This is a genomic window from Colwellia sp. MB3u-45, assembly GCF_014077005.1.
Classification (GTDB): Bacteria; Pseudomonadota; Gammaproteobacteria; order Enterobacterales; family Alteromonadaceae; genus Cognaticolwellia.
Window position 1 is genome coordinate 63,081 of record NZ_JACGVC010000053.1, and the last position, 14,842, is coordinate 77,922.

Genomic DNA, 14,842 nt, shown 5'->3' on the forward strand with positions numbered 1-14,842 from the left:
GTATATACCCAAACGCTCGCTAGGTGCGATATACCCACTAAGATTTTTTCTTGTCAGCGAGAAAAAACTATACAGGTTAAGCGGTTAATATGATTTTAATAGAGAAGCATTTAATTTAACGTTACAATGTTGGCATACGTTAATGCCAAGTTAATCAGTTTATGCTTAATGACAACTTGAATTATGTAACTTTATAAAAATAATCGGACAAATTATGGCTCTCTCTGTTGTTATCTTAGCTGCGGGTAAAGGCACTCGCATGCGCTCTGCTTTACCTAAAGTTCTTCATCCCGTTGCTGAAAAGCCGATGGTCTCTCATGTTATTGACGCTGCACGTCAAGTTGATAGCGAAAATATCTACTTGGTTTATGGTTTTGGCGGCGATGTGCTTAAAGCCAAAGTCACGGGTGATGATTTAACCTTTGTGGAACAAAAAGAGCAATTAGGCACAGGTCATGCTGTTGATATGGCATCGCCATTTTTATCTGACGATGAAGATGTATTAGTGCTTTATGGTGATGTACCTTTAACTAAAGTGAGCACATTACAGCGATTAATTGCCGCTAAGCCTGACAATGGTATGGCGTTATTAACCGTGCATTTAGCTAACCCAGCCGGCTATGGTCGTATTATGCGCGATAGCTCAGGCACAGTGGTTGGCATTGTTGAGCAAAAAGATGCCACTGTTGAGCAATTGTTAGTCAATGAAGCTAACACAGGTATTTTATTGGCCAATGGCGGTGATTTAAAACGCTGGTTAGCCAATTTATCAAGCGATAATGCCCAAGGTGAATATTACTTAACTGACATTATTGCTGCTTGTCATCAAGAAGGTAAGCTTATTGCAACGGCCCACCCTGATAGTGAAATTGAAGTAGAAGGTGCCAACAACCGTGTGCAACTGGCCGGTCTAGAGCGCGCGTATCAAATAAGAAAAGCAGAAGCTTTGATGATTGCTGGCGCGAGTTTACGTGATCCTAACCGTATTGATATTCGTGGCCATGTTAGCGTGGGTCAAGAAGTGGTGATCGACGTGAACTGTATTTTTGAAGGCAATGTCGATATTGCCGATAACGCGACCATTGGCGCTAATTGTATTTTAAAAAATTGTACTATCGGCAAAGGTGCTGACATTAAACCTAATACCATGATCGAAGGTGCCATTATTGGTGAGCTAGCCTCAGTAGGTCCGTTTGCTCGTATTCGCCCCGGCACAGAATTAAAACGTGATGCTCATGTGGGTAATTTTGTTGAAATGAAAAAAACATGCTTAGGCGAAGGTGCAAAAGCCGGCCATTTAAGTTATTTAGGTGATGCAGAAATAGGCGCTAACGCTAACATTGGTGCTGGCACTATTACGTGTAACTATGATGGTGTAAATAAAGCTAAAACAATTATCGGCGCGGGGGCTTTTATCGGTTCAAATACCTCATTAGTAGCACCTGTTGTTATTGGTGAAATGGCCACAACTGGCGCCGGTTCAGTGATTGTTAAAAATGTTGATGATCATGAATTAAGTGTGGCGCGTGGTAAACAGCGTAATATTGCTGGTTGGAAACGCCCAAGTAAAAAATAACCTTATATCCTTAATATCAGCCTATTAAAATTTATCATGAGAAAAATGCACAAATTTAACAATGCGTGCATTTTATTTTTACCATAACTTATATCCATATCACTCACTTTGTGAGTATTGTTACTTGTTAAAATAACCAACAACGACATTATTTATTTCATAGTTAGAACAACTAGTTATTAAATAAATAGCTTATATTGAGCCATTTTCTCTAGCTATAAAATAGCTCAGCCAACCAATATAATTTTTATTATCAATAAACTAACGGTCAACGGATAATGAGCTCAAAAATACTCATTTATGCTGAAAACCAGATGAGAGTTAATCAATAGTTAACTAAATTGATGCCCGATCTTTAGATAAATATTGTTTTTATTTTCAGCTTTTGTTTTAATAGCTAAGTTTTAAACCGAAACTTTTAAGAGTAAAACGAAAGCAATGTCAAAACGAAATACTCAGCAACGTCGTCACACCATTATTGCCGAGCTAAGTAACCTAGGTGAAGTAAGTGTTGATAGGCTTGCAAAAATGTTTGATACCTCAGAAGTTACTATCCGTAAGGACTTGGCGGTATTAGAAAATAGTGGTTTACTGCTGCGCAGATATGGTGGCGCAGTGCCTTTACCTCATGAAATTATCGCGCCGAAAACAGATAAAGTTTCGAAACGAAAGATAATGATCGCAAAAACAGCGGCATCGCTGATCAGAGACCATAATCGTATTATTTTAGACAGTGGCAGCACAACCTCAGCGTTAGTGCGGGAGTTGAATGTGAAACAAGGCCTAGTGGTGATGACTAATTCACTTGCTATAGCGTCTGATTTACATGCGCTAGAAAATGAACCCACATTATTGATGACCGGTGGTACTTGGGACCCGCATTCGGAGTCATTTCAAGGGCAAGTGGCAGAAAGTGTTTTACGCTCTTATGATTTTGATCAGCTATTTATTGGTGCCGATGGCATTGATTTAGCTCGCGGTACAACAACATTTAATGAACTGCTAGGCTTAAGCCGAGTTATGGCGGAAGTATCTCGTGAAGTTATCGTGATGCTAGATTCAGAAAAACTTAATCGCAAAATACCTAATTTAGAATTACCTTGGGGAAAGATTCACACGTTGATCACAGATGCAGATATGCCTGAAAACGTACGAAGTGAAATTATCAAACAAGGCGTTAACCTCGTTATAGCAAGTTAAAAAGGATAGATAATATGTGTGGAATTGTTGGTGCTGTCGCACAGCGCGATATAGCAGACATTTTAGTAGAAGGTTTAAAGCGATTAGAATATCGTGGTTATGACTCTGCTGGTGTTGCAATTGTTGATAATAATAACCAACTTAATCGCGCCCGTCGTTTAGGTAAGGTGCAAGAGCTTGCTGATGCATTACATGCTAACCCAATAGCGGGTGGTACGGGTATTGCGCATACACGTTGGGCAACACATGGTGCACCAAGTGAAGCTAATGCACATCCGCATATTTCGTCAGAAACCATTGCGGTTGTGCACAATGGTATTATTGAAAATCATGAAGCTTTACGCACTCGTTTGCAAGGTTTAGGCTATAGCTTTACCTCTGAAACTGACACAGAAGTTATCGCTCACTTAGTGCATCATGAATTAAAATCCACCAATAGTTTGTTAAGTGCTGTTCAAGCGACTGTAAAACAATTAACCGGGGCTTATGGCACTGTTGTACTTGATACTCGCGACAAAGACCGTGTGGTGGTTGCACGTTCTGGTAGCCCATTAGTGATTGGCTACGGTGTTGGTGAAAATTTTATTGCCTCAGATATGTTGGCACTATTACCAGTGACGCGTAAATTTGCCTTCTTAGAAGAAGGTGATGTTGCCGAAGTTACGCGTTTTGAAGTGAACGTTTTTGATACTAACGGCAAGCCTGTAACACGCGAAGCGAAAGAGTCTGCGGTTAGCCATGATGTTGGCGATAAAGGTGAATATCGTCACTACATGCTAAAAGAAACCTTTGAGCAACCTACCGCCATTCGTAATACTTTGGAAGGTCGCTTATTGGGTAACGTTTTAGACATCAATACCTTTGGTGAAGGCGCTGATGATATTTTTCAAAAAATTGAACATGTGCAAATTATTGCCTGTGGTACCAGTTACCATTCAGGTATGGTGGCACGCTATTGGTTAGAAGCCTTAGCTGGCGTGTCATGTAATATAGAAATTGCCAGTGAATTTAGATACCGCCAGTCGCATGTACCTAAAAATGCCTTGTTAGTGACTATTTCACAATCAGGCGAAACTGCTGATACTTTAGCCGCCTTGCGTTTAGCTAAACAAATAGGCTATCAAGCTAGTTTAACGATATGTAATGTTGACGGTTCCTCATTAGTACGTGAATCTGACTTAGCCTTTATGACTAAAGCGGGTGCTGAAATAGGCGTTGCTTCAACAAAAGCCTTTACCACTCAACTGGTGGGCTTATTAATGATGACCTTAGCAATTGGTCAGCATCACGGTATGTCAAAAGACAAGCAAACCGAAATTGCTCAATCATTAATGACCTTACCGAGTAAGCTAGAAGAAGTGTTAGCACTTGCGGGCTCCATTGAAGACTTAGCAGAAGATTTTGCCGACAAACATCATGCGTTATTTTTAGGACGTGGTGATCAGTACCCTATCGCGATGGAGGGGGCATTAAAGCTGAAAGAAATTTCATACATTCATGCTGAAGCCTATGCTGCCGGCGAACTTAAACATGGGCCACTGGCGTTAATTGACGCCGAAATGCCCGTTATCGTTGTAGCACCTCAAAACGATTTAATTGAAAAGTTAAAATCCAATGTTGAGGAAGTACGTGCTCGTGGTGGTTTAATGTATGTATTTGCTGATTCAGACGCTAACTTCAGCAGCGATGACACCATGAAAGTGATTAATGTGCCTGTATGTGATGACTTAATTGCCCCTATCGTTTACACCTTGCCGCTACAATTACTGTCTTACTATGTTGCCATTATCAAAGGTACCGATGTTGACCAACCGCGTAACTTAGCCAAGTCGGTGACGGTTGAATAATTTGCTGTTATGGGTTTAAAAACTCTAGCAGTTAAATAACATTGTAAACTGAAAAGTAGATAAGAACATTTTAAAGCAGCCTTAATATCAGGCTGCTTTTTTGTTGCTGGGGTTGAGATAAGCAAAATAAATACATTAACAAACATCATTAATGTATTTATTTTAAGGCAAAGAATACGGTTATATTTGACAAAAAAAACATACAGTTCATTGAGCTAAATATTCAGACAATGTCATAAAAATTTAGCATTATGCAGGATTATTTTCTGCTATTGCTAGTGCCCACCGTCAGACCAGATAAGGCTCTGTAAATATTGATTCCAGCTAACTAAATGCATAGCATTAGCGGATTTCTTGAACCATCACGACAACACTTTAATCATTTTTTACTAACTGTGATGCGCCCATGCATCAGAACTCGCAGTAACTGGCATGATTGATTTTGATTTGAAGGTAGACGTTAGCGATATTCATTATTTATTAAGATAAGCTTACTTTTGGCGCAGTTTTTTTATTGTTGATACTTTTTACATCAGTAAAACCTTACCTAATTTGTTAGTGATAAGTTAGGTTTAGTGAGTATATTTCAGTGCCGAATAATATTTGTGTTGACGGTGAATGAACAATGTTTTGTAACGGCTAATTAAGATGCTTAAGTTGCTGTACTTATTTAAAGCGCAGTAGCGCCAGAAAGTCTCTTTTTGGCGGATAAAATTAGTAGCATAAATAAAGTGAACTTATGCGATGAGTTGTGCTATCTTTACGATTAATGGCATGGAAAAGAAAAAATCCTGCTTGAAGTTAAGGGAGTAAACCATTAGTAGCGCATCCAGGGACGATAGGTTGGAAGCACTCTTAATGGTTTTTTTGTGCCCAAAATTACTGATTTGCTTTGTTTTACGAAAATGGGGAGTGAAAAAGACCAAGAGCAAAAAAACAAAAACAAAAACCAAAACAAAAAAATAGAAAAATAAAATATATAACTATAAAAATACATAATAAAATACTAATACTAGAGGAAGAGAACATGTCATCAACATTTAAAATAGCTACCTTAGCTTTAGCGGTAAATATCGCTTTAGGTACTGCGCCAACATTCGCTGCTGAAAATGATGCAGATAAAGTTAAAAAAGAAAACATTGAACGTATCGCTGTTGTAGGCTCTCGTGGTGCACCACGTTCAGTTGATAATTCACCGGTTCCTATTGATTTAATTGGTGCAGCAGAGCTAGAAAGATCGGGTAACACCGATATGCTTGAATTGTTAAAAGGTACTGTACCTTCGTTTAACGTACAGAGTAACCCAATCTCAGATGCCGCCAGCTTAGTTAAACCTGCTAATCTTCGTGGTCTTTCATCAGACAGTACGTTAATACTTGTTAATGGTAAACGCCGTCATCGTGCTTCTGTTATTGCATTGTTAGGTGGTGGTATTAATGACGGTGCTCAAGGTCCTGATATTTCAGTTATCCCAAGTTCTGCTCTAAAACAAGTTGAAGTTTTACGTGACGGTGCTGCAGCACAATACGGCTCAGATGCTATCGCAGGTGTAATGAACTTCGTCTTAAAAAATGATGCAGATGGTGGTTCATTAAACGTACGTCATGGTTCATATTATGAAGGCGATGGCGATACGACTGAAGTCTCTGGTAATATTGGTATGGCATTGACTGAAGATGGTTTTGCCAACCTGAGTTTTCAATATAAAAATGCTGATGCAACTAGTCGAAGTGTACAACGTCCTGACGCTCAAGGTTTTATTGATGCCGGCAACACAAATGTTGAAGCGATAACTCAAGTTTGGGGTTCTCCAGAAGTTAATGATGACATCACTATTTTTGGTAACTTTGGTTTAGATATCGGTAACGACCGTGAAGTGTATATGTTTGGTAACTTCTCTGAACGTGATGTTCGTGGTGGTTTCTATTATCGTAATCCACATAACCGTGGTGGCGTTTACTCTAATGACGACGGTGCTTCATTATTGATTGGCGATCTTGCGCAATCTGAGGGTGCTGAGAGAACTTGTCAACCTGTAGCTATCACTACCGGTAACGTGTTAACTCAACAAAATTACATTGATAATGTCGCAAATAATGATAATTGTTTTTCATTCAATGAATTAGCACCAGGCGGATTTACACCTAACTTTGGTGGTAACATTGTTGATACAGCAATAACCATGGGAACACGTGGTCAGTTTGATGACACTTTGTCTTATGACGTCAGTGGTTCTGTAGGTCGTAACGAATCAAGTTACGTTATCTACAACACGTTAAATGCGTCGTTAGGTCCTGAAACACCACGTGACTTTAATCCAGGTAGCCACGTTCAACTTGAAAAGTTCTTTAACATTGATTTAGTCAAAGAACTTGAAGTAGGCATGGAGATGCCACTCATTATTGCTGGTGGTTATGAATACCATCAAGAAACTTTCGAAGTGACTGCAGGTGACGAAGCATCTTTTACCGCAGGTCCATATACAGACCAAGGTTTTAGTATCGGCTCTAACGGTTTTCCTGGCTTTAAACCCTCTTCAGCCGGTTCATTTTCTCGTCAAAACTATGCGCTTTATCTTGATGTTGAAGCACAATACACTGAAAACTTCTTAATGGGCTATGCCCTACGTTTTGAAGATTACAGTACTTTTGGTAATACCACTAACTATAAAGTAACGGCACAATATAATGTAACCGATGATTTCTCAGTACGTGGCTCAGTAAGTTCAGGCTTCCGTGCACCAACGGTTGGTCAAGCTAACTATTCTAATGTGCAAACCTCTTTAGATGGCGGTGAGTTGGTTGATTCTGCTTTATTGCCAGCATCTAACCCTGTAGCAATGCAACTTGGTGCAAAAGAACTAACACCAGAAGAATCAGAAAGCATTTCATTAGGTGCGGTTTGGGAAATAGAAGGTATCCATTTCACACTTGATTATTACAATATTGAAGTAACTGATCGTGTTTCTCAGTCAACTAAATATAACTTAACCGCTGATGATAAAGTTAAGTTAAAAGCTGATGGTGTACCAAACGTAGATTCAATTCAACAAGTAAGTTTCTTTACTAATGATTTTGATACTACAACTCAAGGTGTTGATTTTGTAGCTAACTATTCAACGAGTTTGTTAGATGGTGATACCACATTTGGTTTAGCTTATAACTGGAATGAGACAACTGTTGATACTTACACTGAAATCACAGGTGACGGTAAAGTTTCTCGTTTAGAAAATGATTTACCTAACCATCGTGCGACCTTTACTTGGTCACAAAGTTGGGACAATGTCAGTATGTTTACCCGTGTAAACTACTACGGTGAATACCAAGGCGTGCACGTTGATTGGATAGGCTCTCCAGCTGAACCAGGAACAGAAATTGTTGCTGACTCAGAAGTTACTGTTGATGTTGAAGTGAGCTATCACGTTATGGAAGATTTCAAAGTGAGTGTTGGTGCTCAGAATATATTTGACGAATACCCGAATGAGCTTGATTTTGAGCAACAAACAGGTGCGGCAAATAATAGCTGGGGCGGTAAATACTATGAAACATCACCATTTGGTTTTAACGGTGGTTTCTACTACGTAAAAGCAACTTATAGCTTTTAAGTTACCTATACTGAATGTGCTCTTGGGTAAAGTTGACCTGCCGATTATCTAGGCATAGCTTTACTTACAGATGAATTTTTCAGTGAGTTAAGAATCCGAAATCAAGCAATTGATTTCGGATTTTTTATGTTTAACAGCAAAGAAAAGTAACAACTCGTTTTAACTTCACTGTTATTGCGCCGATAAGATCATTAATCAAACTTCACCATTACAAGGCTTATTTCAGACAACAAAGTAGTCAGTTACTCAGGGGGAACTGTTCTGAAAATGGTAGGAAAAATATAAAGTTCACCAGTAAATACGGCGGTTAATAACGGCACAATAATCAGTACTAAGTCATGGTCACTATGGCGGATAGTTAATGCTTACTGAAAGTTATAGCGTTTATTCTGTAAATAAGTACGTTTTATAAAAATGTGGCTATTATTAAGGTGTCTTAGCGATAAGCTAAGACAAAAATATATTAACTCCCACTAAATGTTATACCTGTTTTGTCTGAAAAACTTTCACTTAGCGGTAAACTAGCGTTATTAAATCAAATGTAGAATGAAAGATAGTGACTAGTTATCAGTTAATTAGGTTGTTGGTATAAATGTAGTCTTAAGTTGGTGGTGGTTTTTAATTTAATAAACGGAGGAATCTATTATGTTAAACTGGGCGCTTACTTTTTTAGTTGTTGCGATTGTTGCGGCAATATTTGGTTTTAGTGGTATCGCAGGGACAGCCGCAGGTATTGCAAAAACTATCTTTTTTATCTTCGTTGTGTTGTTGGTTATTTCATTAATCGCCAATGCAGTTCGTGGTAAATCACCAAAAATTTAGGGAAAAACTTATGACTTTTATAAAAAAACTATCAATTTCACTTATTATCTTTGTTTCCATGTTCGGCTTAACAGCTTGTAGCGATAAAGAGGCAGAAGACGCAGGTAAAAAAGTAGAAGAAGCAGTTAAAGATGCGGGTAAAATGACTCAAGGTGCGGGTGATAAAGTAAATGAAATGAAAGAAGATGCTGGCAAGGCTATTGACGCTGCAGGCGAAAAAGTGAATGAAATGAAAAAAGACGCAGGCAAAGCTATGGAAAATGCAGGCGAAAAAGTAGAGGAAATGAAGAAAGACGCTGGCAAGGCTATGGAAAACGCGGGCGACAAAGTAAATGAAATGAAAGAAAGTGTCAGCAATAAATTTGGTGAAATGAAAAAAGATGCAGGTAACGCCATTGAAGATGCTTGTGAAAAGACAAAAGAGGGTGCAGATACTAAAGATGACGGTTGTTAGTCTTTAATATAAGTTAAGCTATAAGTTTAATTCAATTATAAAGCTCTTGTTTTTCAAGGGCTTTTTTATTTAGCGATTATATCGCCATAAAAATTTATTCAGCATGACATTGCAATATGTAGCGGTAGTTAATTGATCATAAATATAGTTTAATGGCGTCATTTTAATTTTTAATGATAAAACTTTGCAATTAAAAATGTAAAGCAATCGTACGCAAAACTAAGCTAGGTTAACAACTCAGGTGTATGCATAAACTAGTCTTTAATTTCAATAATCATATTACCGTAATACTCTGTAAAAGAGAGTGTTATAACCAATTTATTATGCTATTTTTAAACTTTCAACTTTTGAAAATTATTGGAATAAATAAGGAAGAAAAATTCCAATATTATCGCAGCTACAAAATTAGTTCATAACGGTAAGTTAATGGTCGATAATACCCACCATTAATACTTTCAGTTATGAATAATTAGAGATATTCAGAAATGCCAAATAATTCTAAAATTACAATATTAGTGTGTGATGACGATGTCAGTGCTCGGATTATTCTGCAAGAAATATTCGCCTGCGACAGTATAGAAGTATTAGAGGCTGAGGATGGCCAACGCGCTGTAGAGCAGTTTGAAAAACATCAGCCAGCGCTAATTTTACTCGATGTATCCATGCCAGTAATGAACGGTTTTGATGTGTGTGAACACATAAGAGCGTTGGAAAGTGGAAAACATGTTCCGATCATTATGGTTACCGGATCTGATGATTTGGACTCTATTCATAAATCTTACTCAGTAGGTGCTACTGACTTTATCTCGAAACCTGTTAAATGGGAAATATTAGCCCAGAGAGTAAGATATATTCTCCGTGCCAGCCAAGCCTTTGCAGATCAAATGTCACAAAAAAAAGCACTTCATAAACTGGCTTTTTATGATTCGTTAACAGGGTTGCCAAATAGGCTGTTGCTACTGAAAAATTTACAAAACTTTATAGCCATGGCGCGTCGCAACGACTATCAAGCCGCAATCTTGTATATAGATCTCGATAGATTCAAAAGAATTAACGATACTATGGGACATAGTATTGGCGATAAACTACTGCGTAAAGTTGCCCACCGCTTACAAGAAAATATGCGAGAAAGCGATGTGTTTTCTCGGCACAGCGACGAAGAATTAATAAGTAACGGTCAATTATCGAGTTTTGGTGGTGACGAATTTACTATTTTCTTGAATAAGTTGCGCAATTCAAGTGAAGCGATGTTGGTCGCTGAACGGGTGATTCAAAGCTTCATTAAACCTTTTAAGCTAGAGCAATATGAAGTTGTGATCACGCCAAGCATTGGTATTTCTATGTTTCCAGACGACGGTGAGAATGCCGAGTCTTTACTTAAAAATGCCAACACGGCAATGTATTCGGCTAAAGAGGCTGGACGTGGCTGTTTCAAGTTTTATTGCGGCTCAATGAATGCAACAGCGGCAAATCGTTTACAGCTTGAACAAGACCTACGTGTGGCAATTAAGTCAGGTGAAATTGTACCCTTTTATCAACCGCAAGTTTGCGCTGAAACAGGTAAGATTGTTAGCGTTGAAGCGTTAGTCAGATGGTTGCCAGCACAAGGAGGTATTATTCCTCCTGATGAATTTATTCCAATTGCAGAAGAAACCGGCTTAATTCATGATTTAGGACTTTTAGTCTTAGAGCAGAGTTGTAAGCAGGCTAAACAATGGCTAGATAATGGTAACGAGGTAAGGATTGCGGTAAACGTATCTGCACACCAGTTTAGACAAGTTAATTTTACTCAAACTGTTGCGCAAACATTAAAGCACTGTAACTTACCGCCGTCGCTACTTGAGTTGGAATTGACCGAGTCGGTCATTATGAGTGATGCTGAAGAAAATATTAAGCGCCTAATCGAATTGAAAAACTTAGGTGTTACCTTGGCGGTTGACGACTTTGGGACAGGCTACTCCTCATTAAGCTATCTGAAAAAATTCCCCATTGATACACTTAAAATCGATCGGGCTTTTATGTGTGATGCTAATTCAGCCCCTGACGATATTGCCATTGTACAAGCCATTTTAGCGCTGGCTAAAAGTTTAAAGCTAGGCGTTATCGCGGAAGGTGTAGAAGAAGTGGCACAAATAGAAATATTAAAGAACAGCAAACATTTACTGTTGCAAGGTTACTTATTTTCACGGCCATTGGCTGCAAAAAATATTACACCGCTGTTAAATCAGAACTTTACTCATCTTATGCAAAATTCTTAATGACGAAATTGCAACACATCGGCACTTTAGCTTACGTAAAAAATAGTATCACGCTTTATATAGATAGTGACTTTGCAGCCAGTACTGTTTACACCAAGATGTTTTTGACTTTACAGTCCCAAGCTTCTGCTGCGGGTATAGCGTTGAAAAAAATAGCGTTATCAAGTCATTGTGATGATCAGCCATCAATGCTTGTAGCATGTCAAAATACTGAGCATGCAGAGCAGCTTATAAAGCGTTTTAATCTCAATATTCAACAAGTATTTTGGCTACAAGAGCATCCGCAACTCACAACCCAGACACAATTACCAAAAAACCATTGGTTTATTGACTGGTCAAATGAGCAAGCTTTGTTACCTATTTTATCTTTGTTAGCACGTAATAACGAGATTTATAGCACTCAACAACATAGCGAGCAGAAGTTTAACTTACTGACTGAATGTTTAGGAGAGTTGGTAGTAACGCTTAGTACTGAAGGGAAAATAACCGAACTTAATCCGGCGTTATCGGCAGTATTGGGTGATTCAAGCGCATCTGCAATCGGTAAAGATTTACTTTCGTGTATTAAAATCCCCTCTGATACAGCCAAGAATCGTTTGCAAAATATTTTATCGGATCTTGAACCAACCGGTGCCATGACAAGGTTACCACCTTTCCCTATTCAGTTAGAAAATACCGTAATCATTGTCGATGGTTTTGTAGGTTCATTACGTCATCAAGATAATATACTTATTATGCGCCAAGTCGCGACTTGGCAACGTCAGAAATGGGAAGAACAACAGACAGCGCACATTGAACCCGTAACTTTATTACTCATAAATCCTGATGATTTCGCTAAATTTAATCAACAACATGGAGGTAAATTGGCCGACCAAGTGTTGGATGAAATTATGCTCAGTTTGACTAATTTATTACGTACGGCTGATTTTGTCAGTCGATATAGCGGTGTGGTTTTTGCGGCACATTTACCTGAGACTAATGAAAAGCACGGTCAAGTACTGGCCGCTCGAGTACGACAAATGTTAGTGAATAAGTCGTTTACTCAGAAAAAGTTGAAGCTAAACTTTAGTTTTGGCATAGCAACACTTGATGCTGAAGAACAGCTCGAAGAGCAATCGCCTTTAAAATTGTTTAGGCGAGCGAATACCGCCTTACAAGCCGCTCGCAGCATAGGTGGCGATAAATTAGTCGCTTGGGAACCGCAGTTTGACGCTAACATTATTGCTAATCTTGATCACATAAGTGGTAAGTTTTCAGATGTGCCTAGAGATGACTTTAGGTTACTTTCATTGCAATGGGACTTAATTCGCTTAATTGGCACTACACATTCATTACAAGTTTTTTCCAAGCAAATTTGCCAAATGCTAACCGCAGGCATGCAATGCGAATATGTGGGTTTATATTTAGTTAAAAATCAAGCATTGATTCTGTCGTCTTGCAGTACATCTAAGCAAAACATGGATGTCGAAAGTTTACAGAACTGGGTTAGCACAAACATACAACTTGCTAGCTTGAATAATTTAAGAGGTAAACCACTTAAGCCTTTTGCGGAATCTTGCCAAGCTATTATAGTGCCCCTGTTCACTCGTAACCAATGCTTGGGTATGATCTTATTACGTTGGCCGTTGAGCGAGCAAAAGAATGCTGAAAAATATAGTACGCAATTACAGCAAGTCAGCCCCAATTTAGCTGCTGCTATTGATCGTATTGTTATACTCGAAAATGACCAACGCAAAACGGTTATCGCTCAAAGCAGCATGGGCGATCAGCATGAATTGCTTTTTGAATCGGCTGCCATGCGCACGGTAATGCAGGAAGTACAGTTAGTGGCGCCTACCGACGCGTCTGTGTTGATTACTGGTGAGTCAGGTACAGGTAAAGAGCTCATCGCACGACAAATACATAATTATAGCTCGCTACGAGTAAAGCCTTTTATTACTGTAGATTGCAGTACCATAGTTGAAAATTTAATAGAAAGTGAGTTATTTGGTCATAGAAAAGGCGCCTTTACCGGTGCGACGAATGATCAACCGGGCCTGATTGCACAAGCTGACGGTGGGACATTATTTTTAGACGAAATCGGAGAACTGCCGCTTGATATTCAATCAAAGCTATTACGATTTGTACAAGAAAAAACCTATGTCGCGGTGGGTGATCAGCGTGTGCGTAAAGTCGATGTTAGACTGGTATTAGCCACTAACCGTAATTTATTAGATGAAGTTGCTATGGGGCGCTTCCGTTCAGACCTTTATTATCGTATCAATGGTTTTACCGTCAACCTGCCTCCTCTGCATCAACGAGGCGATGATGCCCTGTTACTTTGTCGTCACTTTTTAGCTAAATTTAGCCAACAATATAAAAAAGAAATTATTGATTTTACCCCCGCAGCAATAAATATTTTGCAAGGCCATTCATGGCCAGGCAATATCAGAGAACTGCGAAACGCGATAATGCGGGCCGTTATACTTTGCGAGCGAAAATTAATCGATAGTCCACATTTGGATCTGCAAGAGCAAGGGTATATTAAAGCATCCGCAGCGCATGTGCTTTCGTCTGAGCATGAGGCGTTTACTGATGAAACGAAAGTAAACATAGCGCAATTTTCAGATATATCGATATTACTTAGTCAACTCGTGACAATAGCGCTACAGCAAACGCGTTTATTTCCAGCAAGTGCTTGGTTGGAGCTGCGATGGTTAACGGTATGTTTAGCTAAATGGGGCAGCCTGTATCAAGTAGCTTTGCAATTAGACCAGTCTGAATCAACATTGCGACGTCGCTTTGCTAAGCTCAATGGATTAGATCTCAAGCTTTCTCAACTGGATGAATTAGCGATTAAATGCGACATAATATTAGGACAATTGCTAACAGGAAACACCAATACCTTGCTTTGGTCCAAAATTGAGATGACATTACATCAAATCGTCATAAAAAAAGAGATCAGCCAACAGAAAAAAGCACAATTACTCAATGTAACTCAGCCTACCTTGCGCAAAATTTTGCAACAGTTGCTAATTTCATAATAAGCGAGTGTTAAGTAGGTTAGCACTTATCACTCGCTTAATTTTTTATTTGCCTAGT

The 14,842-nt window shown here is 38.8% G+C and carries 8 protein-coding genes; all 8 read left to right on the forward strand.

The window, feature by feature from the left end; translation table 11 throughout:
- The first annotated feature begins 214 nt into the window (after positions 1 to 214).
- Entirely contained in the window at positions 215 to 1,576 is a 1,362-nt protein-coding gene (gene glmU / locus H4J41_RS15520; protein WP_182136234.1) for a bifunctional UDP-N-acetylglucosamine diphosphorylase/glucosamine-1-phosphate N-acetyltransferase GlmU, read from the forward strand.
- A 438-nt stretch (positions 1,577 to 2,014) separates the two neighbouring features.
- The gene (locus H4J41_RS15525) at positions 2,015 to 2,776 is read left to right on the forward strand and encodes a DeoR/GlpR family DNA-binding transcription regulator (RefSeq protein ID WP_182136235.1); all 762 of its coding nucleotides are present in this window, start codon (positions 2,015 to 2,017) and stop codon (positions 2,774 to 2,776) included.
- A 14-nt stretch (positions 2,777 to 2,790) separates the two neighbouring features.
- Positions 2,791 to 4,623 (forward strand): glutamine--fructose-6-phosphate transaminase (isomerizing), encoded by a 1,833-nt coding sequence (gene glmS / locus H4J41_RS15530; RefSeq protein ID WP_182136236.1) that lies wholly within the window; start codon positions 2,791 to 2,793, stop codon positions 4,621 to 4,623.
- Positions 4,624 to 5,650: 1,027 nt separating this feature from the next.
- On the forward strand, positions 5,651 to 8,227 hold the full coding sequence (locus H4J41_RS15535) for a TonB-dependent siderophore receptor (protein WP_182136237.1): 2,577 nt from the start codon (positions 5,651 to 5,653) through the stop codon (positions 8,225 to 8,227).
- A 645-nt stretch (positions 8,228 to 8,872) separates the two neighbouring features.
- Complete coding sequence (locus tag H4J41_RS15540) at positions 8,873 to 9,049, forward strand: DUF1328 domain-containing protein (protein WP_182136238.1); 177 nt, start codon at positions 8,873 to 8,875, stop codon at positions 9,047 to 9,049.
- Between the two features lie 10 nt (positions 9,050 to 9,059).
- On the forward strand, positions 9,060 to 9,503 hold the full coding sequence (locus tag H4J41_RS15545) for a hypothetical protein (protein WP_182136239.1): 444 nt from the start codon (positions 9,060 to 9,062) through the stop codon (positions 9,501 to 9,503).
- 485 nt (positions 9,504 to 9,988) lie between these two features.
- On the forward strand, positions 9,989 to 11,761 hold the full coding sequence (locus H4J41_RS15550; protein WP_182136240.1) for an EAL domain-containing protein: 1,773 nt from the start codon (positions 9,989 to 9,991) through the stop codon (positions 11,759 to 11,761).
- The gene (locus H4J41_RS15555) at positions 11,761 to 14,784 is read left to right on the forward strand and encodes a sigma 54-interacting transcriptional regulator (protein ID WP_182136241.1); all 3,024 of its coding nucleotides are present in this window, start codon (positions 11,761 to 11,763) and stop codon (positions 14,782 to 14,784) included. The genes H4J41_RS15550 and H4J41_RS15555 overlap by 1 nt, the downstream gene beginning before the upstream one ends.
- Positions 14,785 to 14,842 lie beyond the last annotated feature (58 nt).

Coding starts and splice junctions, on each gene's coding strand:
- glmU (WP_182136234.1), top strand. CDS start 215: ATGGCTCTCTCTGTTGTTATCTTAGCTGCGGGTAAAGGCACTCGCATG.
- H4J41_RS15525 (WP_182136235.1), top strand. CDS start 2,015: ATGTCAAAACGAAATACTCAGCAACGTCGTCACACCATTATTGCCGAG.
- glmS (WP_182136236.1), top strand. CDS start 2,791: ATGTGTGGAATTGTTGGTGCTGTCGCACAGCGCGATATAGCAGACATT.
- H4J41_RS15535 (WP_182136237.1), top strand. CDS start 5,651: ATGTCATCAACATTTAAAATAGCTACCTTAGCTTTAGCGGTAAATATC.
- H4J41_RS15540 (WP_182136238.1), top strand. CDS start 8,873: ATGTTAAACTGGGCGCTTACTTTTTTAGTTGTTGCGATTGTTGCGGCA.
- H4J41_RS15545 (WP_182136239.1), top strand. CDS start 9,060: ATGACTTTTATAAAAAAACTATCAATTTCACTTATTATCTTTGTTTCC.
- H4J41_RS15550 (WP_182136240.1), top strand. CDS start 9,989: ATGCCAAATAATTCTAAAATTACAATATTAGTGTGTGATGACGATGTC.
- H4J41_RS15555 (WP_182136241.1), top strand. CDS start 11,761: ATGACGAAATTGCAACACATCGGCACTTTAGCTTACGTAAAAAATAGT.